This window comes from Zhongshania aquatica (assembly GCF_027257955.1).
Taxonomy (GTDB): domain Bacteria; phylum Pseudomonadota; class Gammaproteobacteria; order Pseudomonadales; family Spongiibacteraceae; genus Spongiibacter; species Spongiibacter aquatica.
The window spans coordinates 19,645-41,147 of sequence record NZ_JANZNQ010000021.1; the positions used below are offsets into that span (position 1 = coordinate 19,645).

Here is a 21,503-nt window from a genome sequence, read left to right on the forward strand (position 1 = left end):
GATCTATATGGGCATCGACACCCACCAGGAACTGGTGGTGTGTATGCGCAGCTATCGTGACTTTTTGAGACTCTAATCGATGAGTCAATCCACAACTGAGAAAAAATTATGCAAATTGAAACCTTAAAAGATGTGCTGCACTGGACCCGGGAATTTCACCAACATCTCAGTCAGTGCTTATCCCATTGCGCAGACAAGAATACGGATGAACGGGCCCGGATGATTCTTGCTTACCTGTCCGATCACGAAAAAAGTCTCACAAAAGTTGTCAATGGCTTCGAAACCTCGGGCGATGAACATGCGCTGAACACCTGGTGTATGGAATATGTGGCAAAGCATCCTATCGTCCGACATGCACATTGCGACGCGCCTTTTGCCGAGCTTGATGCCGCGCAAATCATGGAGGTGATTGTCGATCAGCATCAGCAGGTGATTGAGCTGTATCGCTATCTCGCCTCAAGGGCGGATATCCCCTCTGCCAAGGAGTTGATGGAATCACTCCGGTCGCTGGAGGAACACGAAATGATGCGTATGGTGCAGTCTGCCAACCGGTTCGGGGATATGTAGAGACACTAATTTATTACAGATACACCACCATAAACGGAGGAATAGTCATGACACTTAATGCGTTCAAATTCGGGATAGCCAGCGCGATTACCGCGGCGATACTGTGGCTGGCTTGCAGCCTGTTGGTGATGTTAATGCCCGCCATGATGTTATCCATGTCTGGGGAAATGGTGCATATGCAACTGAATGAGATGGGTTGGCATTTGACATTCACTGGCGTTGTTGTGGGACTGGTGGCTTGGTCAGTGTCAGCGGGTATCGCCGGGTGGTTGCTGGCGGCTATTTACAACCGCTTGCAGTAAGCCGATGGATTATGAGGTGCCATATCAGTGACCATGCCCTTCCGAGTCTTGCCCACGTGCGGTGAGTATCTGGTATTGGTCGGGAGACAATTCCGGCAATCGCTTCAGGAACGCCACCATGTTCCAGATACGTTCATCGTCATGCCCCGGTCCCCAGGCGGGCATGCCCGAAGCCTTGATGCCGTGTTTAATAATCCAGAATTGTCGCTTAATGGCCTCGTCGTCATTTTCGGTGTCGCCGGTATGTTCGTGCCCATGTTCATCGCCGGCTAGAGTTAGATTAGGGGGAGCGGGATACAGTCCCAGGGTGAAATCACTTTCGGTTTTGCCCGGCTTCAAATGGCACCCCGCACACATATCATTGTAGTCGGCGCCACCCGCCAGTAACCGCTCCGGTGCGTTTAGGTCGCCAGGAACCTTAATGTCACTGGCAGCACGTGCAACTGAACGTTCACGCAAGGTTTCCAGCAGCCAGTAGGTCAGCCGATTGTGTGGTACATCGGCTCCCATGGGGTAGAGACCTGAATAGAGAAACAGCCCACCACCCACCAGCGCGATGACAGCGGTAATGACCAGACTCTTGATAAAGGTGGTGAGCGCCGACATGAAAACTCCTTGGGTTGATCAGTGTTGGTGTTCTGAATGTTGCTCGCCTGAGCTTTTTTCGTTGTCCTGATGATCAGCCTGCGCTTGATCCTTTTCAGAGTCGTTATTATGCGTGTCATTCATGCATTGTTTCATCATGGCTTGCATCACAGGATCATTCATATCCATCTTGCTGTGATCCATATTTTTCATGGCTGCACAATCCGGTTTTTCAGCGTCTTTCATATGTTCTTTAGGTTCATGGGCCTGTGCTGAGAAAGCGATGCCCAGTGTGGAGAACACGATGATAGTGGCTAGTGTTTTCATATTCATAAAGGTGTTCCTCATAGGTGTTTAAAAAGTTTCTATATCAACTTGGTGATTGTTAAAACCAGAATCGCAGTCCCGCGACGAATTGGGTGCCTGACGTATCTTGGCCTGCCGCGCGGCGGTAATCGGCTGTGTCGCCATAGGTGTCTGTCCATTCCACACCGATGTAGGGAGAAAATTGACGGCTGAATTCGTAACGCAGGCGCAAGCCCAAGGCGAGATCCGAGAGGCCCGACCCCAATCTATTATCAAGATCATCCTTGCCATACAGATTCAGTTCCGCGCGGGGCTGTAAAATGAGCCGCTGTGTCAGCAGCAACTCGTACTCGGCCTCGGCAGAGAGTGCGGTCCGACCGTCGTCGCCAACATAGGCAGTCACATCCAGCTCAAACCAGTAGGGCGCCAGACCTTGTACACCGAATGCCAACCACTGACGGTCCTCACCTTCGTTATACTGGTCGAGTCGAACGCCGAGCTGCGTGTCGAAATAGGCATTAAGCGCATGGCCCCACAACAAGTCGGTTGAACTCTCCTCCAGCGTGCCGTCTGCGATATCACCCTCCGCTTTGATGACAAAGCGGTCGTAGGTGGTGCCATACCAGGCCTGGATATCGTAAACCGTGCTATCGCTATCTTCCTGATACTCAAGGCGATCACTCAGAACGGACCAGAAGGCGTGTTCGTCCGCCAGTTTCAGTTGCCGTGGCCCCGGTTGTGCATAGGGCCCTTCGGTCAAGGTGTAACCGTCGGAATAGGCATGGGGATCACGGGCATTGGCAGGAGCGCTGCCGCCCTGCGTTTGCATTTCGCCGTGATCCATTTGTGCCAGTACCGTATTCACTTGAAGTGCACCGACAGTAAAAACCAGTGTTGTTAGATATTTCATGGTATTCAGTTTCATGACACCACCACCTCGCGGAACATGCCCGCATCCATATGAAACAGTAAGTGGCAATGCCAGGCCCAGCGGCCCAGATCATGGGGTGTGGTCAGGTAGCTGATGCGCTGCGCTGGTTGCACGGGAATGGTATGGCGGCGCACTCGCAATTCACCCTGGTCGGTTTCCAGTTCACTCCACATACCGTGTAAGTGCATGGGATGGGTCATCATGGTGTCGTTTTGTAGAATAATTCTAACGCGTTCATTATGACGCAGAGAGACCGGTGTGCTTTTACCGAATTCAAGTCCGTCGAAAGACCAGCTATAGCGTTCCATATTGCCGGTAAGATGTAGTTCCAGCTCCCTCGCGGGCGGGCGGCGGTCATCCAGCACACCATCGATGGATTTCAGGTCAGCCAGCGTCAGCACTCGGTGGCCCTGTGGGCGCAGCCCACGCTGACTTAGGTTGCGCAGGCCAATACCTGGGTCGTCGAGATTGGTGCGCGGCGTGTCGACTCGCATATCCACCGAAGCGCCGTATTCAGTTCGGGCGTGGCGTATGGTGGATGAGGGTTTGGCAAGCTGGTGGTCTGCGCCGTTTTGCGTTCCGTGCATACTGTGGTCCATGGCCATGCCGCCATGCATTTGGGAATGATCCATGGTACCCATATTCATGGACCCCTGATTCATACCTTCGTGACCCGTGCTATGACTCATAGCCCCCATCATGTCCGCCATGGTCAACCACTCGACCGGATCGGGTTCTGGCACTGGCGCGGTTAAGCCTTGCCGCACGGTCAGGGTGCCGCGGGCATAGCCGCTGCGATCGATGCTCTGGGCAAAAATTGTGTAGGCATCGTCCCGAGGTTCGACCATGACATCGTAGGTTTCGCCGGGGCCAAAGCGGAATTCATCCACAGTGACTGGCTCAACATCCTGACCATCCGCCTGGATCACCGTTAGCTGCAAACCGGGAACACGGACGTCGTAAAAGCTGTTGCTGGTGGCATTGATAAAACGAAGCCGTACACGATCACCGCGCTGGAACAACCCGCTCCAATTGCCCGCCGGGGTGGTGCCATTCATCAGGAAGGTGAGGGTGGCTGCCGACAGATCCGCCAAATCGGTCGGATTCATGCGCATCTGATTCCACATCTGGCGCTTTTCCAGTGCCGCCTGCAAGCCCAGCTTGGAGACATCGGCTGTGAAATCGAAAAAGGTGGGCTGGTTGAAGTTATAGACATCGCTTTGCACTTTCAGTTTGCTGAAGGCGCGCATCGGGTCTTCGTCGGTCCAGTCGGAAAGCTGTACCACGTAATCCTGGTCAGCGCGGTGTCTTTCACCCGCCCGTGGTTCAATAATCAGGGCGCCGTACATACCAGTCATCTCCTGAAAGCCGGAGTGGCTGTGGTACCAGTAGGTGCCGCTCTGCCTAAGTGTAAAGCGATAAACAAAGGTTTCTCCCGGGGCAATTCCATTGAAGCTGATGCCGGGTACACCATCCATTTCATAGGGCAGCAATATCCCGTGCCAGTGAATGGAGGTGGCGACCGGCAAACGATTAGTGACGCGGATGGTGACTTCATCGCCCTCGCGCAACCGTAGCGTCGGTGCCGGAATGGAGCCGTTGATGGTGGTCGCCATGCGCGTGACACCGGTAAAATTGACGGGTGTTTCGGCAATCACCAGATCGATTTCTCGTCCGCTGAGCACTGGTGCTGAGCCCAGAGCAGTCGATCCTTTTACGGCCGACTGCACCCAGGACGGTGTGGCGGCCAGCACGCCACCGGCTGCCAGGCCCTGTACAAAGCGGCGGCGACCTAGTTGCCAGGGTTGTTTGGGTCTGGGGAAACCATGGGTCATGAGGCAATCTCTTTTGGGATAAGTGATGGTTGTTACACGTTCTGACTCCGCATACTAGCGAGCCGAGCCTGTCACCCGCATGACTTAAAAATGACAAAGTTGTAATCTAGTCGTCATCTTCTTGTGGGTTAGCCAGGTTTAGGCTGTTTCCAAACCATTCTGACACTCCATTCTGAAAATACGGAGCAGTGCAACGATGCGGCTATTAGTGGTCGAAGACGAAATCAAGACCGGCGATTATTTACAGCAGGGACTGACCGAGTCGGGCTTTCTGGTCACGTTAGTGCGCAATGGCCTCGACGGCCATCATTTGGCGATGACAGAGACCTTTGATTTGCTGGTGCTGGATGTCATGTTGCCGGACGTCGACGGCTGGCGCATTGTGCAGTCACTACGCGAGGCTGGACGTCAGACACCCGTACTGTTCCTAACCGCCCGCGACAGCGTGGATGACCGCGTTAAGGGCCTCGAGCTGGGGGCTGACGATTACCTGGTCAAGCCCTTCGCCTTTGCCGAGCTGCTGGCCCGGGTGCGCACGCTGTTACGCCGTAGTACGGTGCCGGTGATGACCGATCAGATCAAAGTTGCCGACCTCACCCTGGATTTGCCGCGCCACCGGGCCACGCGCGCCGGCCGCAAGATCAATCTAAGCCACAAGGAGTTTTGTTTGCTGGAGCTGTTGGTCCGGCGACAGGGCGAAGTATTACCGCGCTCCTTGATCGCCTCCCAGGTGTGGGACATGAACTTCGATTCCGACACCAATGTCATTGACGTGGCCATACGTCGCCTAAGGGCAAAAATCGATGACGATTATCAACCCAAGCTGATTCACACTGTGCGCGGCATGGGTTACAAGTTGGAGGTCGAGGACGACCATGACGAAAGTTAGTCTCGTCCGGAGACGACCACTGTCACTCAACAGCCGGGTGATGCTGTTTGTCGCGATGGCTATCGGTTTCAGTTTGCTGATGATCGGTTATCTTGTGCTGAATGAAGTAGAGCGCCATTTTGCTGAACAGGATGCCGACGAGTTGGTGGTGATTACTCGTGCTGTTGAAGACGCTCTACAATCGGCGAAAGATCAGGACTCGGCTCCGGAGGGCGCCCTTGCGCGAGCTGTTTCTGGTCACCATGGTGTCTACTTTCAAGTCTGGGATGATGCGGGACGTTTGGTCTATGGTCCTGAGGAAGGTGGACCTTTGCCACAAGCAAACGCCTATTCTCCTGTGAGCCGTATTCAGGTAGACAAGATTTACACCTGGCAAACTGACGGCAAAACCTACCGTGGCACTATCACTCATACCCGCATCGCGGGCCAGGATTATCGCATCGTTGCTGCCATCGATATGGATTTCCACATCCATTTTTTGGAAAATTTTCGTCGTAGTTTGTGGTTGATCATGGTGGCGGCAGGGGCCATCACTCTCCTGGCGGCCTGGTATGGCGTGCATCAGGGGCATGCGCCAATACGTGCTCTGAGTGAGTCTATGGGTGATGTCCAGGTAGATCGGCTGCATGTGCGTCTCGACCCCAATACCGTGCCGGCGGAGCTGAAAACGCTGGTTGATTCGTTCAACCATATGATTGGCCGCTTGGAAGACAGCTTTGTTCGACTATCCCATTTCTCCGCCGATATCGCCCACGAATTGCGCACACCTCTGACCAATCTGATCACACAGACCCAGGTGGGTTTGGGGAAGTCCAGAAGCCTGGAAGAATATCGCGAACTGTTGTATTCAAATCTGGAAGAACAGGAGCGCCTGACCAAGATGGTTAACGACATGCTCTGGCTGGCCCAAAGCGAGCACGGCCTGCTCAAGCCTGTCTGGGAACCGCTCGATCTGGCCCGGGAAGTGCGCGAGCTGTTCGATTTTTTCGAGGCCTTGGCGGAGGAAAAACACATCGAATTGGTATTGGAGGGAAAGGCGCTAATTATACTGGGTGATCGCGGCATGCTGCGTCGTGCATTATCCAATCTGCTGTCCAATGCCCTACGTCATGCGCCTGCGGGGGCAAGTGTGCTGATCCGGCTGGATTCATCGGGCGAGGGTGGGGCGTTACTCAACGTACAGAATCCGGGGCCGGAAATTCCAGCCGAGCATTTGCCCAGGATTTTCGACCGGTTTTACCGGATCGATCCCTCCCGACAACGCCAAAGCGAAGGTGCGGGCTTGGGACTGGCTATCGTCAAGTCCATAGTCGAAGCTCATGAGGGGAATATCAAGGTGATCTCCGAGCGCGACGTTACGCGTTTCACGATCAGCTTACCCAGCATGGCTGATGCAGAGGTGAGCGCTACCGGTGAAAGAGATGAGTCAACTGACCGTCGGTAAACTGGCGCAAGCAGCTCGGGTCAGTGTCGAAACTATTCGTTATTACGAACGCCTCGGGCTTATCGAACAGCCGCTAAAGCCAGCTTAAGGATACCGCACCAACCCAAAAGCCACTCTGAAGCGGGTCTTCTTCATGAAATGAGCCCAAGAGCTAGGATCCACTTTGTAAGAAATCGATAATCTGTTGGCGCCTAGAGAATCGCATTGTCCGGGGTCGCCGTGAAGATCAGGATGATCATGCTGGTGTATCTCAACCAGTCCAGTGTACAAACGCAAGAGGAGTGCGATGCGTGAGGTTGCTCCGACAGAAGATACGCACCGTAATGCCATTCTGCACGGCCCCGGACTGCGGGTACGACTGGTTATGAGAGCAGCTCAATGGAGGCAGAAGGATATCCCGTGTGCCGACAGGAGCCGTGTTGTCAGGAATGCCAACAAACCAGTCACACACTTGACTCTATAGCTACCATAGGGATTAGTATTGAGATCAATTATCATTAGCAACAAATCAAATTGAGATCCCGTTAATGCAGGCACACTGGATATACCGTTTTATAAGCCCGAAGCTATTTGTTCTGAATGTCTCAGTACTACTGCTGGGCTTATCGTGTTTGCTTCCAGCGACCAGTCAGGCGGAAATGAGTGATGACGGCTTCGCTCAGATGCGTCAATTGGCTCAGCTGGCCGAATACATTGCTGTGGATTACATGGAAGCCGTCAGGGATGGGCAGGTGGTCAATGACGGTGAATATCAGGAAATGCTGGAGTTCTCCCAGCTCATCGTGACGAATATTTCTGAGATTCAGGATAAATCAGCCGACGCTGGCGACCTGACAGATCAGGCCAAGGCTTTACAGGAAGCCATCCAGAACAAACAGGCTATTGAAACAATTCGGCAAATGAGCGGCAGCCTGCGGGGTACGTTGTTGGCACTGATGCCGCAGTCGTCCCTGCCGGATCATCTGTTGTCGAAAGCGACCGTCAAAGGGTTGTATGAGAGCCAGTGCGCTTCTTGCCATGGCGCAGCCGGTGGGGGCGATGGTGTGATGGCCGAACAGCTGGAGCCCGCTCCAACCGATTTCACCAGCAAAGAGCGAGCCTTGAACCGGTCACTTCTGGGCCTGTACGACGCCATCTCCAATGGCATAGACGATACCGCAATGCCGGCATTTACCCAACTGACGGAAGAGGAACGCTGGTCGCTGGCGTTCCATGTCGGCGGATTGGCATTCCAATCCGGCTCTGAAGTTACAGGCGAGGCACCCAGCGTCACCTTGTCACAGATGGTTAACCACACGCCGGTGCAACTCGCTGCAGAACATCCGGAGATGACGCAGAAGGGGATCGAACGGTTGCGCGCAAAGCCAGAACTGTTATTCCAGGAAACGACCAATCCTCTGAAAATCACCCGCGACCAACTGCTGCTAGCACAAGAGGCGCACCAGCACCAGCGCGGCGATTATCAGACAGCACAAGCACTGGCGGTCAGTGCTTATCTGGATGGCTTTGAATTGGTCGAAAACAGCCTGGATGCGCAGGATAAAGCACTTCGCCAGACGCTCGAAGCCGATATGATGGCGATAAGGCAATTATTGAAGCAGGCACAGTCCCCGGGTGAGGTGGAAAGCGCTGTGAGCCGGACGCTGGCAAGGTTGGATGATGCGGATCGATTGCTTTCGGAATCTACCTGAGGTCCGGCCGGTAAAAGTGTTGAAATTAGCCACTTCGAGTATAACTGACTGAATAATAAAGACTTAGTCAACCAACAGCTCAAATGACATAGGTTTGACCTGCTTGGTCAAATCCAGCTCAAAGCTTCCCAATCTGCCTAAGTGCTCAGTATGGTAAGGTGAGAATGCGGCCATAAGTTCGCGGGTGATATTGTGCCCTTCCGATTTCAACTGATTGAACACTTCAGTCATCGCATTCACGTTGTATAGGATTGTGAAGTTAGCCAGCAAATGATTGTATTTCACGATTTTGCTTTGCTCATGCTTTAGGTTAGCGGGGATTTTTCCGGCATTCGCAAAGAACAACCAACGAGCAAACTCATTGAACTCTTCACTCTTACAGGTCGCTGCCTGGATCGTTTTGCGTAGATCAACATCGGTGATGTATTCGAGCAAGAACATGGTTCTGACCACTCGCCCAAGTTCGCGGAACGCAAAGTAAAGCTTGTTTTTCCGGTTCTTAGTGCCGAACCGGCGCAGGATTGTCGAGGCAGTAATTTTTCCTGCTTTAACGGACATGGCCGTTCGCATCATATCCGCATAGTGTTTTTCAATAAGGTCCCACTTAATTGGCTCTTTGAACAGCGACTGAATATGCTTAAGCACCATGGCGCGGTCAGGCTTGTAGAAGCTGAGATCTTTGATATTCCTGATACGCGGCATGAGCTTGATGCCAAGCAGGAACGCCAAGCCAAACACCGGTGTTGATTGCGCCTGTGTATCCCCGTGAACAGTGTCCGGATTAAAATCTGATTCGTCGTTGAGCAGGCCGTCCAGGATATAAATCGCCTCGTAGACACCGCAAGGGATAAACCGGCTGAACAATGCAATGTAGGTATCCGAGACATGGTAGTAGGCAATGCCGCCATAGCTACCGTAACGAATATGGTATTCCGATAGTAAATTATCTTCGTAGAGATCCCATAACTTGCCATCGGCGGACACACTGTTGCCCGAACCCCAACACTCAATGAGCCGGTATTTCTTGTACTCGCTGTTGATCTTCGCAATCGCTTTATCGAGGCGGGCTTCCGTGGTGCGCTTTAAGTTAAGCCAGGCGACTTGCTTGCGAGAAACACCCTGCACGGATCGCACAGTTTCCGTAGGGCCGATATTAGTGCCGTAACAAAATACGGTGAGGACAAAACGTAACACAGGATCGCTGATGCGTGATTCAAAGCCCGACAACGGTCCAAAATGCTTATTTAGATTCAGCCACTTTTCGACATTAATGATCACATCGAGCAGGTTGATCTTGTCCAAGCGATCGCGCAATAGCGCTCCAATCTCTTCGACTTCTGGTGAGGGTTGATCGGGTTTCGGTTTACCGATAATCAGGTTTCCGTTTTCTATGCGGACCAGTTCATCGTCCGGAAATTGGCTATCAGCTTTCTGACAGCTCGTTTCCATGGACTCCTTCAGCGTTCTTGCAAATTCAGTATCACCGGCGACAAGCCCGACCTCCTCGCAATAGGTAGGCAACTGCGCTTCATACTCTTCCCAAGTGATCATTTGCTCCCGGTAATCATCGAAGGTTTCACTGTAGGGAATAAACAAGTCACCGGTACTCAGTTCTTCGGCGATCCGTTCAAACACACACAGCTCAAAACAGGTTTTATTGACCTCGGTGACTTGCGCGGATTTAGTCGATTTTCCTGTGACCAATTTCCACCAGCTTTCGCGAATCCAGCGAATGTTGATGACATTTTTGGAGGACGGATCGTTGGGATCACTTTGAATGGACAGGAACTCGGCGCGCCGTTGTTTGTGTTTCAAAATAAACTGAAACGCATTCAGCAGATCCTTGTCTTCCGTGGCCGATGCCAGATTGAGTATTTCAATGGTGCGAAACAACGTTGAACGCTGCTTTTTGTAGAGTTGAACCATGAACGGTAAATAGTTGTTACCCGCGAAGGCCATGTAGTGTTCGCACATTTGCAGTAACTGATTGCTGTTCTTTCCCAGTACTGGATCAAACGCTGATACCGACTCAGGTTTATCCAAATACACCTTGACCGTTCCAGTCAGCACAGAAATCAAATGATCGGTTTGCTTCTGGTGGTCAGCAAGGTATTTCTCTAACAGCTTTTGCGCCGAGCGATCCATTTTTAACAGTAGTTTGATAAAAATATCAGCGGCATTATCCAAAGTTCGTGCGTATTGGTGTCGGATTAAAACGATGACGAGCGCGAGTCGCTTGTTCAGTTTCAACTTCATCAATTCGGCGTAATCCAGGGCCTTGGCCTCGTCGATAAACTGCTGGTGTTTCACCGGCGGCAACCCCAAATCCGCGGGCAGAAGTGTTTGCAGGGAGGTCAGCCATTCCAGGTAATGGATGTACGCATGGATATTGCGAGGAGTTGGGCGTTTCGGTTCATTTTTCAGCGTGCTCCAGCCAAAACCATTCGTCCCAGTGCTGGAACGGAGAATATCAGTGATGCACTGGCGACTCTCAGCCGTCAAAAATTCACACAATTGATCGTAATACCGGGTGTTAACTTCAGCTCTGGCGGTTTGGCATATGCGCTCAAGTACGCTGAACGCTGGCAATTCGTACCGCTCCTTGACCAGGTATTCCAGCGTGACATTGATGATATCCGGCAGTGCTTCCTTGGTGGTCGCTGCTTCCAATGCCCAGGACTGCGCCAGCTCAGACGTTTTGGTCGCGTCATAGGCGTTGATGTTGAGATGCTGTCGTATCAGTTTGACATGACGATCCTTCGATCCAGACGCATAGTAGGCGTTCAGATTCTGAATAGTGGCCCGTGAACGACAGTGGGATTTGATGTGCGCGATAATTACCTTTGGAATTTCACCCAAGCTGATGAACCGACCCAATCGTTGTGTGATTTTTAGCTGAACCAGAAGCCCCAAAAAGGCCGCGCTGGTTCGTTTACAGTGACGTAATGCAAACTCCTGATCTTCTGGCGTTGGTGTGTAGATATCGCCTAGCTCGCCTTCGGTAATATCAGCCTTGATTCGTGGATAGGCTGTTTGATAAATGGCGGCCATTGTCTTAAATTTTCTCTAACAGGTGCATTGTTGTGTAAAGGCGTCGCATTAGGGTAATTGGGTTTTTGGTCGTCATTCAGGGGTTCCCAGATTAACCGTAATTGGTTTTCTTGGCTTTATTTCTTGTTATGGCCTGCCATTGGGTGGCCTGAATTGAGATACCAAGCATTTTGAGCGATCGCACCCAGCAGCAAGAGCAACGCCAACAACAACAGTTCAGTTTGATACACATTGACCGCATACTGAATTTTGAGACCCATCCCCGAAACGGTGGAGGGAAACAGGATGGCGGCAAAACTTAAGATGGTCGGCAATAGCGGAGTACAACATAAGAGCGGGCTTACCATCCCGATAACTATACCGCCCGCCGCCGGTGCCGTTCTACAACGGTTTTTCTGGCGTATCAGTTGAACCCATAAATTGATGAGCACGCTCTCCAGCGTAGCGAACAGAAACGCAAATAACGCTATTTTCAGATTAAGATGTGAAAAAGAACGCAAACCAATGTCGGAACCCAGAGCATGCGCTGGCAGAACCACTAAATGAGCAATTAGAAATAGACTAAAGATGATCGCAGTGCGCCATTTTGAATGAGAATCCTGAACCGATATTCGAAATGCATACAGCACAAGTGACCAAAGGCGTTTTATAGTGCTCTCAGCTATCGCGTTCATTGGTTTACCTACTTATCCGGCGCAGCAGGAGAGTTCTTTGACATTCTTGTTAAAGGTTTGCGCGCAGAGCTTTAAGCCTTCCACCATGGTCAGGTAGGGGAAAAGCTGGTCGGCTAATTCGGTCACCGTCATACGGTTGCGGATGGCTAAAGCTGCACTCTGGATCAGTTCGCCGCCCTCATGGGCCAGAATTTGCGAACCGATCAGGCGACCACTGGCCTTCTCAACGACCAGCTTGATAAAACCATCGGTTTCAAAATTAGCCAGTGCGCGCGGCACGTTTTCCATATCCAACACGCGGCTGTCGGTTTCAATACCTTGCGTATTGGCTTGTTCTTCCGTGAGTCCAACGGTGGCCACTTGAGGGTCGGTGAAAATCACGGCGGGCATGGTGGACAGATCCAGTTCGGCGTCTCCACCCGTCATATTGATACCGGCGCGGCTACCGGCGGCCGCGGCGACATAGACGAATTGCGGCATGTTGCAGCAGTCACCGGCGGCGTAAATACCGGGAACATTCGTTTCCATGCGCTCGTTAACCACGATTTCGCCTTTTTTATTGGTTGTGACACCCACTGCGTCCATATTGAGTTTGCTGGTATTGGCGTGTCGCCCGGTGCTCACCAGCAAACGATCACAGCGCAGTTCGCCCGCGTTAGTTTCCAACGTAAATTGGTTTCCATCGTGGGTCACCTTGGTGGCTTGCGTATTGTCTAAAACACGAATGCCTTCTTTTTCAAAACAGCCGGTCAGTTTTTCACCCAGCAAGGGATCTTCCCGATAAAGCAATGTATGTCTTGCCAATACGGTGACTTCACTACCTAGACGCCGATAAGCCTGAGCAATTTCGAGTGCTACGACCGACGAGCCAATCACGACCAGGTGCTGCGGCAATTCCTGGGCAAACAGCGCTTCGGTAGAGGTCCAATAAGGCGTTTCAGTTAATCCATCAATAGGAGGAATGGTTGGCATGGAACCGGTGGCAATCAGGATTTTATCGGCGTGAACCTCCTGCTCAGACCCATCATTTTTTCTGACTGTCAGGGTGTTCGCATTTTTAAATTGTGCCCAGCCTTTAAGTAAACTAAGCGCAGGGTTGGTCTCCAGAATATTCTGGTACTTTGCAGCTCGCAGTTCTTCGACCCGAGCAGTCTGCTGCTGGGCCAACAAGGCGCGACTCAGCTGGGGCGAATGATTTTCCAGTCCGACAAAGGGATTGTTGCGTTGCTGTTGAGCCAATTGTGCGGCGCGGATCAGAATTTTTGAGGGCACGCAGCCGACATTGACACAACAACCACCTATGACATCAGCACCTTCGATGAGGGTGACCTTGGCACCACCTTCAGCGGCTTTGATGGCACAGGCAAAAGCGCCGGAACCAGAACCGATAATCGCCACATGTTGAGACCTGTGGCTTTCTGTGTTGCTTATATTTTCGTTATCATAACAGGCGTTCGGTGCCGTGTTTTCCGCTAAGGGGGTTTCTTTTGCGGTATAACCCAGGGCTTCAATCGCGCCGATAAGATCGTTTACGCTGACTCCATCATTTGCAGTGATCGTTGCACTGGCGTTTTCATAAGATACTTCAACATTATTCACGCCTTCGATTGCATCAAGCGCTTCTTTAACGTGGGCGACGCAACTTGGGCAGGTCATCCCTTCTATCGATAGTAAAATCATTCTCTGTCCTCAAATAGCAGTCAGGCATTGCGTCGGGTTAAACCGCGCAACTGTCATCATCACAGCGTTTATTCGCGGGTGAAAAAATATCCCAAAGCGATACGGCAACCATCAGGCCTAATGCTGAATAGGTTACATAGCTGCTCCAGCCATATTGAAACCAGGCATAAAGCGACAGCAGTAGCAATACCGGACCTGTCATACCGAGCGCACTGCGGTGCCATTGCCGGTGACTGAACCAGCCAAGTCCGTTGAGTACCAGGGCTATCCCGGCAAACAGGGGTAATAGCGTGTTAACAAACAGACCTTCCCATTGGCTGAGAAAACCCAGTCCGACCGCAGCGCCGAGGCTGGCGATGGCCGGGAAACACATGGCGCAGCCCATGGCGGAAACCAGTGCGCCCAATGAGCTAATCTTATCGCCGAAACGGGTCAGTAACCGCATTAGCATTTCCATGCTTTACTCCTTGATCGTAGACGGATAACCCGCGTTAGTGGTGGCTTCGGTCAGTGCTTTTACTGTGGTTTTTTCGTCATCGAAGGTGACTACCGCCAATTTGGTTTTAAAGGTGACTTCAGCTTTACTCACACCATCAACATTTTGTAAGGCCTTTTTGACCGTAAATGGGCAAGTCACACAGTTCATGGTGGGCACTTCCAGGGTAACCGTTTGCGGCGCGGCAAAAGCAGTCAGGCTGGTCAAGGCTAGCAAAGACAACAAGGCAATTTTCTTCATCAGGTTCTCCAGTAACGTATAAGTAATTAATAAAAGTAAGCTGTTAAAATGAGTGATCAAGCGAACCAAACAATCCAATAATTACTGGTAACTAACGCCAATGCCGTCAGTGCGGTTAACCAAAAAATGAGCTGCCGACGTTTTCGCACTTGCGGTACCGAACAGGCTGTGCCGGGTTTACAGGCTTCGACGGGGCGATAGACTTTCCAGCCCGCAAAACTAAATAAAGCCAATACCAGCAGGATAAAAATGGGGCGGTACGGTTCTAACAAGGTTAAATTACCAATCCAGGAACCACTCACGCCTAGCAGCAACAAGACGAAAGGACCAGCGCAGCAGAGGCCAGCGCCAATAGCGGCAATCACGCCGCCAATAATGGGTAGATTGGACTCTTTCTGGGACACGACTTACTCCTCTGATTTCAGCGTATGGAGCAAGTGTAATTGCCGTACCAATGTACGGAGTCAAGCGTTTTCGTGGTGCCCGGGTAAAATTTTTTTATGGCTGCAGGGAATCGATGATGGGACAGTGGCTGTCATCATCATTACTGTGGCACTGTGCGAGTAAGACCTTGAGCGCTTTCTCAAGGCGACGTAAGTCAGCCATTTTTTCTTTGACGGCGCTGAGTTTATATTCGGCCAGTTCCTGCACCTGAGCACATGGGCGGTCATTCAAGCTGAGCAGGTTGGCGATCTCTTCCAGGGTAAACCCCAACTCTTGCGCCCGCTTAATGAAACGAATGCGGTTCACTGTTTCATCGGGATAATGGCGGTAACCCAGTTCAGGTTTTGGTGGTTGCTGTATCAAGCCGCGACGCTCATAAAAACGTACAGTTTCTATATTGATAGCCAGTTCTTCGGCAACTTTACTGATGGTTCGTGTCATGCTTACATCCCGTTTACATTAATGGTATCGATAAGAACCGCCATTTTCTCCATCAATATATGGGTAGCGTTATTGGAGAGTTGCTGTCCTTCTTCAATGTACTCCCAGACGGTAGCATCGCTCTTCCATCCTCCTTGTTTTTTAATCAACTCAAAATCAATTCGCTCTCGAGCTGCCGACGTAGACAGGCCGCGCCGGAAGCTATGGCTGCTCAGTTCAGGTACGAAATCGAACTGACAGGCGCTACCCAAACTCTTGAGTAATTCATTAATGGCACCGGGATTCAGCGCTTTCGGCTGAACCTTATCCCAGCGGTTAATGGGGCGAAAAATCGGACCTTCATTTATGCCACCCAATTCTATCCAGTCCCTCAAGGCCGTAGCAGGACAGCAGCCTGGAGCACCAAAAGGCAAGGCCCGTACTAAGCCTGTGGCTTGCTGATCGGTCTTGGATCGAGGCAATTTGATGAGAAGCCCTTCAGGCTCCCACATCAGATCACTGGTTTTAATGGCCACCAATTCACTACGACGAAAGGCACCAAAAAAACCCGTTAACACCAGCGCGATATCCCGATACTTCTTCTTGCTGTCATGCAGTTGCTGTAGATGCTTCACCATCTGCGCAATGTGCTCTAGTCGCAGCGCCTTGGCTTTGCGCTTGGGCTGGCCATGCGTGCGTCGGATGCCATCCATAGTTTTACGCACTAAAGGATCGCGGACCGGATCAGGCAGCGCCTGAAAATGGTGCCACTGGCTGATCGCCGTGAGGTGCAGATCCAGGGTCCTGGGGTTTAGCGATTCGGCCCTGGCCAGCAGGTAGCGCACCACCGTGTCCCGATCCGTAGGCAGGCGGCCACCCCATTTTTCAAACTGCCGAATGGCCGAGCGGTAGGCTTTTCGAGTGTTGTCGGAAGTTGCTGCCTGAAGATATTGCTGCAGCGACTCGGCTTCTCGGCGTGCAACCAAGCTTGAATGCTCATTACGTAACGACAGTTCAGTGACGGTTTTTGGCAATTTACTGTTCATAAATAGGAATCTTCTTGGATGCGCTGAAAAGGCCATTCTGTACTGGTGTTACAAGCCCACAATTTAAGTCTCTCTGCTTTAACAAACGATAACATTCATTATCGAAGGTTACTATTTAATTTTTATGAGCTGAATAGAAGTTACTATATTATGTTATATTACGTTTTATGTAATACGTTACGATATAATCACCGGGGAAAACTGTCATGGCTCGCGCCGGAATCACTTACTACGATGTCTCGAAAGCCGCAGAGGCTATCAAAATCCAGAATCAGGAACCTACGGTGGATCGTGTTCGTGAGCACTTGGGTACCGGCAGCAAAAGCACCATAGCTCCGCTGCTCAAGCGCTGGCGGTCAGATAATGGGGAGTTGGCCGATGTGAGCGGACTGCCGAATGATCTCGTCGAGGTAGTAAAAGCCTTGCATGAACGAGTTCAGCAGATGGCCGACCAGCGCATTGCGCAATCCCGCAACGAATTCAAGGCATCGAATGAGGAACTCCGAAAAGAATTGACTGAGGCCCGTAATAGCATTGTGCAGCTTACCGACCGCCAACAGGATGTGAACGCCCAGCTATCGCAAATTACCGAAGCAAAAGCCCTGCAAGGCAAGTCTCTGGAAGAGGTACGCATTAAGCTAGCAACGGCAGAGGCTCAACGCGACGAAGCTCTTTCACGAACTGCTGAATTAAAGGAAAGCGTTGCAGAAATCAAGCAGGAAAATAAGGATATTCGTGATCACTTTGAACACTACCAGCAACGCACCGCCGAAGATCGGCAGCAGGAACGCGAGCAATTCCATGTGGTTAACCAGGGCCTGAAAGACCAGATTCAAGACCTGCAACACCAGATTCAAGACCTGCAACACCGGCTCATCCAAGCCGAGTCAAGAGCGTCCGAGCTGATAGACACTAATGCGCACTTACAACGACAAACGCATGAGCTCGAAAAGGCCAATGCGATGCACAAAAGCACCCTAGATAGGCAAGTGGTCGATATCCAGAACTTGGAGCATCAACTTAACGACGCCTCGGTAAAAAGTCGGGAGCAGCAGCATAAAAGCGAACAATTGGTGGATAATATTGCCGCGCTCACCAGCCAGAAAGCAGACGTCGATAAGCAAGTGACCGTGCTATCCCAAGCATTGGAGGCCACTAAAACGGATATGATAGCCGCTCAGAATAGAGTGGGAGTTCTATTCGATGAGAACAAGATGATTCTTCAGGAAAAAGCAGTGATTCAGGGGCAGTTTAAGCAGCTTCAGGAGTCACTGTCGCGATAAAGGCTTTAGTAAAACTTTTGTCCTAAAAACTATATTAATCAATATGTTATATGCGAAGTGGCTAATTCCAACGCTTTTACCGGCCGGACCTCAGTATGGGCTTTCGTCCGTCCGCTTTTTACCAACTACCGACACTCCTTGCGCATGGCAATATTGCTTATTACCAGCAGCCGACTTTCCTTGCGCCAGACAGAAACTGATTTACCATAAATTGGCCATCGCGGGTTTCTACCATAAGATGTCCAAAGCGGACATCTTATGGGTGAATCGACATATCGCATCAGAATATAATTCCTTTTGTACCGAAACCGATCATATCGAACAGTGGAGAATGAAATGCAGAGTTTTATTTGGGGTGCCGCGAGTCTTGCCCTTATGGTTATTGTTATTCTTGTCTTTCTTGTTGTAAAAATCGACATTGGAGACGTCGTTTATGCAATGCTTAGCGGCTCCATAGTTGGTCTTCTAGCAGGAATTTATTCATTCAATAATGGAGGCGAGGCACATCGAAGCGTTTTGCTTATTTTCTCCGGCATCGCAGCATCTATTGGCAGTTGGTTATTTACTTTGCTCTTGCTCAAAATAACTACTGTCACCATTTATAGTAACACCGCGCTAGCATTTGATTTGATCGTCGGTCTCGTTGGCTCAGCATCGCTTTGCTTTTTTCTTCTTGGCCGTAATGTTGATAAGCAAACTGAAAAGGCGTAGTTATCCGCTAGTCAAAGTGACAATCCAGAACAAGGGAGCCTCAATATAAATATGTCAAGGATGTACTAAGAATGGGCAATCGTTTTAAGGAAGTTCAAACCGAAGGAAACGTTCTTTTACGTAAACAAATCGAAGAGTCGAAAGGCCGTTTTGTCACTTTTAGCAATGGATGCTGGCTAAGCCTACGGAGTGAGGATGGTCATATTTGTGGGACAAACCCTTATGGCCAAGACTGGTTTTGCAATGCTGTGGATGGCTGGGAAGATTCAGTATTAAGGTGGCTTTCATATTGGGATTCCTCAAGGGATGAAACTGGATCGCGCCTAACACCGATACAATCCGTCTAAAATAAAACGCTCGGGAGGGGTTGCTGGTTAGAAAAGCCGTGTAATGCTATCTGAAACAGACAGCAAAAGGATGGTTCCTGTGATTAACAACTCTCTGAAAATTAATATCGATGCGGTCACTTTTAAGGGGCTCTCGTCATCCCGCGCAAGGATGTTGAGCCTGGTCGCATCGCTAGCTCTATTCTTCACTTTTAATGGCTCACTCCTGCTGATCGCCAATCATGCTGACAGTGCCGGCTTGTTGCCCGGTGAGATACTCCTCCTCATTTTCTCGGTGTTGCTTTTTGAGTACATAGCGAGAGGCAAGTCTTCAATGCTGTTCGTAGCTCGAATTTTGGTCGATGCGATGCCAATTTCTGTACTATTTAGGCATGACAAAATTGTACTTAGCCGTGGCCGGGCAGAGCTTGAGCGCGTATTGGCTGCAATGGATCTCTCAAAACTTGACGCCTACGCCAGCCTGAACCCCTGCATTTCGTCGTCTATTGCGGACAATCTCCGGGGTGTCGCCCGTCGAGGTGAATTAAAAGACTGGTTGAAAGACCCACGGCGCTTGGCCTCAGCAGCGAATTTGATGTACCAGTTGCACATCACTGAGGAGTTTGTCGCCTCTTGCTAAGCCAAAATTGGGGCACGGCTCTATGCCCCAATCTTACCCAATTCCGATCCTAGCTTTTGTACTATCACCACAGCACTCAAATTCAGATATCGAGGTTCTAAGTGGTGATACAGGGGCGGTTCAGCAATGGAAGGCGGAAAAAAATATACAACGCTGACGTATTCTCCAGCGATTTAAAGCGCTATCAGCTCGAAACCCTGTCCAGTTCACCGTCCGACGCATACCACGAAATGGTCGCCTTAGCGGCTGAAGAGGGGATTAACCTGATCCGACTGATTGAGATCTATTCCGGGCGCCTCTCCGATCGCCAAACCAGCGATCACCCAGTTCTACTTCATCATGAAACGACCGACGACAACCCACTTCTTGGTCAGCCATAGGTGTTCTATGCAGATTTTGAGAGTCACAGATGCTCCTGGCGAGTACCCAGATAGGCTCATCTACGGTGTCTTGGAGGCATTCCACTCATACACTCTTTATGAGTGTAAGGGCCGGGATGAAATATCCCTAGGAAATCCTGCGCAGACAGTAGTGCTCGACAATTTACATCTTGCCTCAGCACCTTCCCGCATAATCAATCAAATTATTCAGTCGAGCCAAACAGTTGACCGGCTGATACTGGTTGATCAACAAGAAGATCAGGAAATCCAAACACCAGAAGGATGTAGCGTTGACCATCACTTTGTTCTAGTCAATTGCCGCTTCCTCCCTCAGTTTTTCTCCCAAAAACGAGACTATTATTTCGACCCGGCCGATGCGGTTATAACCCTACTAAACCTAACTAAAGCAGCCTGAAACGATGAGTGATCCAGACGCGAAAGAAGAGACCGGTGCGCCGAAAAGCGCTGAATACACGGATGAAACAATACTATGGGAAGGGAAGCCTTCTCAAATCGTCAATCTTCCTACTTTCCTGTGGTGGGGTGGTATCTCGATAGCCATTCTTATTTTCAAGTCCATGTGGGACGATGGAATGGCTACACAGTACCCTCCGATTGTGGATCTTATTATTTCTTGGTCAACAACCGGTGTTCAGGTCGTAGCTGTAACTAGCATGCTCTACGCCTATCTAGCAATCCGGTACACGCATACCACTATTACACACAACAAAATTAAAGAAGTTAGGGGCATCACCAAGATTTTCAGGCAAGAGCTATTCTGCGAAATCAGCGACGTGAAGGACGTGAAAAGTCCCCCTGCAGGACTTCTTGCATTGTTTGGCCTTGCATCGATCGTCATGGAAACCTCTGACAACGACCAACCTACTATCAAGATCCGGGCGATACGCAACCGCAACCTGGTCGTTGAACAGTTCCTCCCTGTGTGGAGAGAGTTGAAGGTAGAGCGTCGGGGATACTTTTCAGATTAAGGAATATGGTATGACTTTTCGCAACTTCATCACTAAGGGAATATTAGCCGCATCAATATCAGCAGCTTCGACTAATCTTTATGCCTCAAGCCCGGCTGACACGGCACCGAATGTGAGTATCGAGGAGGTTAAGGCGATCTTTGGCGACGGTTTGGACACCGACAATCCGGTACTTCAACGCCTACTCCTTGCAATAGGTATGGAGAGAACTCGGCATGACATGGCCTTCCAAGAACAAAAGATAGGCATTCCTTATATAGTGGATGCCACACCTGCGTATTCCGGCCCAACCTGATCACCGCCTGCGACGCAACGTGATCACCTGTCGCGAACGAACGTGATCACTCATTGCGATTCAAAGTGATCACTTTACGGGACTTATCGCAACGGGTGATCAGGTTGCCGCAATGACTGATCACCATCATTTTCCACACCACCTCATGCACTGAAATTCATCCTGTACTGCACGTTATCCTTGCCGCTTTTGCGCCGGGATGACGATGCCAAACACGAGATTAGCAATGCGACATATCAAAGAAATTCTCCGCCTTAAACTTGAGGCAAAGCTAAGTC

At 50.7% G+C, this 21,503-nt stretch carries 25 protein-coding genes; 13 read left to right on the forward strand and 12 right to left on the reverse strand.

The features are described from left to right. Positions 1-108: 108 nt before the first annotated feature. Positions 109-567, forward strand: a complete 459-nt coding sequence (locus tag O9X78_RS16835) for a hypothetical protein (protein ID WP_022960192.1) — start codon at positions 109-111, stop codon at positions 565-567. Positions 568-614: 47 nt separating this feature from the next. Further along, positions 615-869, forward strand: coding sequence for a DUF5676 family membrane protein (locus tag O9X78_RS16840; protein WP_022960193.1), 255 nt, complete (start codon positions 615-617; stop codon positions 867-869). A gap of 24 nt (positions 870-893) precedes the next feature. Here the strand turns inward: O9X78_RS16840 and O9X78_RS16845 are convergent, their stop codons facing one another. From O9X78_RS16845 to O9X78_RS16860, 4 genes are read right to left on the reverse strand one after another with little or no spacing between them, the layout of a single operon-like run. Next, entirely contained in the window at positions 894-1,475 is a 582-nt protein-coding gene (locus O9X78_RS16845; protein ID WP_047012810.1) for a c-type cytochrome, read from the reverse strand. A gap of 18 nt (positions 1,476-1,493) precedes the next feature. After that, the gene (locus O9X78_RS16850) at positions 1,494-1,787 is read right to left on the reverse strand and encodes a hypothetical protein (protein WP_269620878.1); all 294 of its coding nucleotides are present in this window, start codon (positions 1,785-1,787) and stop codon (positions 1,494-1,496) included. A gap of 52 nt (positions 1,788-1,839) precedes the next feature. After that, complete coding sequence (locus O9X78_RS16855) at positions 1,840-2,685, reverse strand: copper resistance protein B (protein ID WP_269620879.1); 846 nt, start codon at positions 2,683-2,685, stop codon at positions 1,840-1,842. After that, positions 2,682-4,526, reverse strand: a complete 1,845-nt coding sequence (locus O9X78_RS16860; RefSeq protein ID WP_269620880.1) for a copper resistance system multicopper oxidase — start codon at positions 4,524-4,526, stop codon at positions 2,682-2,684. The genes O9X78_RS16855 and O9X78_RS16860 overlap by 4 nt, the downstream gene beginning before the upstream one ends. 196 nt (positions 4,527-4,722) lie before the next feature. On the opposite strand from O9X78_RS16860, the gene O9X78_RS16865 reads away from it, so the two are divergent. The 4 genes from O9X78_RS16865 (at position 4,723) to O9X78_RS16880 (ending at position 8,550) form a co-directional block, all read left to right on the forward strand. Then, entirely contained in the window at positions 4,723-5,415 is a 693-nt protein-coding gene (locus O9X78_RS16865; RefSeq protein ID WP_269620881.1) for a heavy metal response regulator transcription factor, read from the forward strand. Next, the gene (locus O9X78_RS16870) at positions 5,402-6,859 is read left to right on the forward strand and encodes a Cu(+)/Ag(+) sensor histidine kinase (RefSeq protein WP_269620882.1); all 1,458 of its coding nucleotides are present in this window, start codon (positions 5,402-5,404) and stop codon (positions 6,857-6,859) included. The genes O9X78_RS16865 and O9X78_RS16870 overlap by 14 nt, the downstream gene beginning before the upstream one ends. After that, positions 6,837-6,947, forward strand: coding sequence for a MerR family DNA-binding transcriptional regulator (locus O9X78_RS16875; RefSeq protein ID WP_269620883.1), 111 nt, complete (start codon positions 6,837-6,839; stop codon positions 6,945-6,947). Before O9X78_RS16870 ends, O9X78_RS16875 begins: the two co-directional genes overlap by 23 nt. Positions 6,948-7,497: 550 nt before the next feature. Next, positions 7,498-8,550 (forward strand): c-type cytochrome, encoded by a 1,053-nt coding sequence (locus tag O9X78_RS16880; protein ID WP_269620884.1) that lies wholly within the window; start codon positions 7,498-7,500, stop codon positions 8,548-8,550. Between the two features lie 63 nt (positions 8,551-8,613). Here the strand turns inward: O9X78_RS16880 and O9X78_RS16885 are convergent, their stop codons facing one another. The 8 genes from O9X78_RS16885 to O9X78_RS16920 form a co-directional block, all read right to left on the reverse strand. Beyond that, a complete protein-coding gene (locus tag O9X78_RS16885) occupies positions 8,614-11,601 on the reverse strand; it encodes a Tn3 family transposase (protein ID WP_269620885.1) in 2,988 nt (995 codons plus the stop codon). Positions 11,602-11,717: 116 nt separating this feature from the next. Further along, positions 11,718-12,275 (reverse strand): hypothetical protein, encoded by a 558-nt coding sequence (locus O9X78_RS16890; protein ID WP_269620886.1) that lies wholly within the window; start codon positions 12,273-12,275, stop codon positions 11,718-11,720. A gap of 12 nt (positions 12,276-12,287) precedes the next feature. Then, positions 12,288-13,955 carry a mercury(II) reductase gene (gene merA / locus O9X78_RS16895; RefSeq protein WP_269620887.1) on the reverse strand — a complete coding sequence of 556 codons (1,668 nt, stop codon included), beginning with the start codon at positions 13,953-13,955 and terminating at the stop codon, positions 12,288-12,290. Between the two features lie 37 nt (positions 13,956-13,992). Continuing rightward, positions 13,993-14,412, reverse strand: coding sequence for an organomercurial transporter MerC (merC, locus tag O9X78_RS16900; RefSeq protein WP_435056065.1), 420 nt, complete (start codon positions 14,410-14,412; stop codon positions 13,993-13,995). A gap of 3 nt (positions 14,413-14,415) precedes the next feature. Further along, positions 14,416-14,691: a mercury resistance system periplasmic binding protein MerP gene (gene merP / locus O9X78_RS16905; protein WP_269620888.1), complete on the reverse strand. Its 276-nt coding sequence runs from the start codon at positions 14,689-14,691 to the stop codon at positions 14,416-14,418. 56 nt (positions 14,692-14,747) lie between these two features. Further along, on the reverse strand, positions 14,748-15,095 hold the full coding sequence (locus O9X78_RS16910) for a mercuric transporter MerT family protein (protein WP_269620889.1): 348 nt from the start codon (positions 15,093-15,095) through the stop codon (positions 14,748-14,750). 94 nt (positions 15,096-15,189) lie between these two features. Then, positions 15,190-15,576, reverse strand: coding sequence for a mercury resistance transcriptional regulator MerR (gene merR, locus O9X78_RS16915; RefSeq protein ID WP_008284391.1), 387 nt, complete (start codon positions 15,574-15,576; stop codon positions 15,190-15,192). 2 nt (positions 15,577-15,578) lie between these two features. Further along, positions 15,579-16,601 (reverse strand): tyrosine-type recombinase/integrase, encoded by a 1,023-nt coding sequence (locus O9X78_RS16920; protein ID WP_008284241.1) that lies wholly within the window; start codon positions 16,599-16,601, stop codon positions 15,579-15,581. A 206-nt stretch (positions 16,602-16,807) separates the two neighbouring features. Here O9X78_RS16920 and O9X78_RS16925 point away from each other — a divergent pair, with 206 nt between their 5' ends. From O9X78_RS16925 to O9X78_RS16955, 7 genes are all read left to right on the forward strand, one after another. Next, positions 16,808-17,884 (forward strand): DNA-binding protein, encoded by a 1,077-nt coding sequence (locus O9X78_RS16925; RefSeq protein ID WP_269620890.1) that lies wholly within the window; start codon positions 16,808-16,810, stop codon positions 17,882-17,884. A gap of 336 nt (positions 17,885-18,220) precedes the next feature. Next, the gene (locus tag O9X78_RS16930; protein WP_269620891.1) at positions 18,221-18,595 is read left to right on the forward strand and encodes a hypothetical protein; all 375 of its coding nucleotides are present in this window, start codon (positions 18,221-18,223) and stop codon (positions 18,593-18,595) included. Between the two features lie 426 nt (positions 18,596-19,021). After that, positions 19,022-19,561 (forward strand): hypothetical protein, encoded by a 540-nt coding sequence (locus O9X78_RS16935; protein WP_269620892.1) that lies wholly within the window; start codon positions 19,022-19,024, stop codon positions 19,559-19,561. A gap of 104 nt (positions 19,562-19,665) precedes the next feature. Beyond that, on the forward strand, positions 19,666-19,941 hold the full coding sequence (locus O9X78_RS16940) for a hypothetical protein (protein WP_269620893.1): 276 nt from the start codon (positions 19,666-19,668) through the stop codon (positions 19,939-19,941). Positions 19,942-19,948: 7 nt separating this feature from the next. Continuing rightward, the gene (locus tag O9X78_RS16945; RefSeq protein ID WP_269620894.1) at positions 19,949-20,356 is read left to right on the forward strand and encodes a hypothetical protein; all 408 of its coding nucleotides are present in this window, start codon (positions 19,949-19,951) and stop codon (positions 20,354-20,356) included. A gap of 4 nt (positions 20,357-20,360) precedes the next feature. Next, the gene (locus O9X78_RS16950) at positions 20,361-20,930 is read left to right on the forward strand and encodes a YdbT family protein (protein ID WP_269620895.1); all 570 of its coding nucleotides are present in this window, start codon (positions 20,361-20,363) and stop codon (positions 20,928-20,930) included. 10 nt (positions 20,931-20,940) lie between these two features. Beyond that, positions 20,941-21,225 carry a hypothetical protein gene (locus O9X78_RS16955; protein WP_269620896.1) on the forward strand — a complete coding sequence of 95 codons (285 nt, stop codon included), beginning with the start codon at positions 20,941-20,943 and terminating at the stop codon, positions 21,223-21,225. The last annotated feature ends 278 nt before the right edge of the window (positions 21,226-21,503 follow it).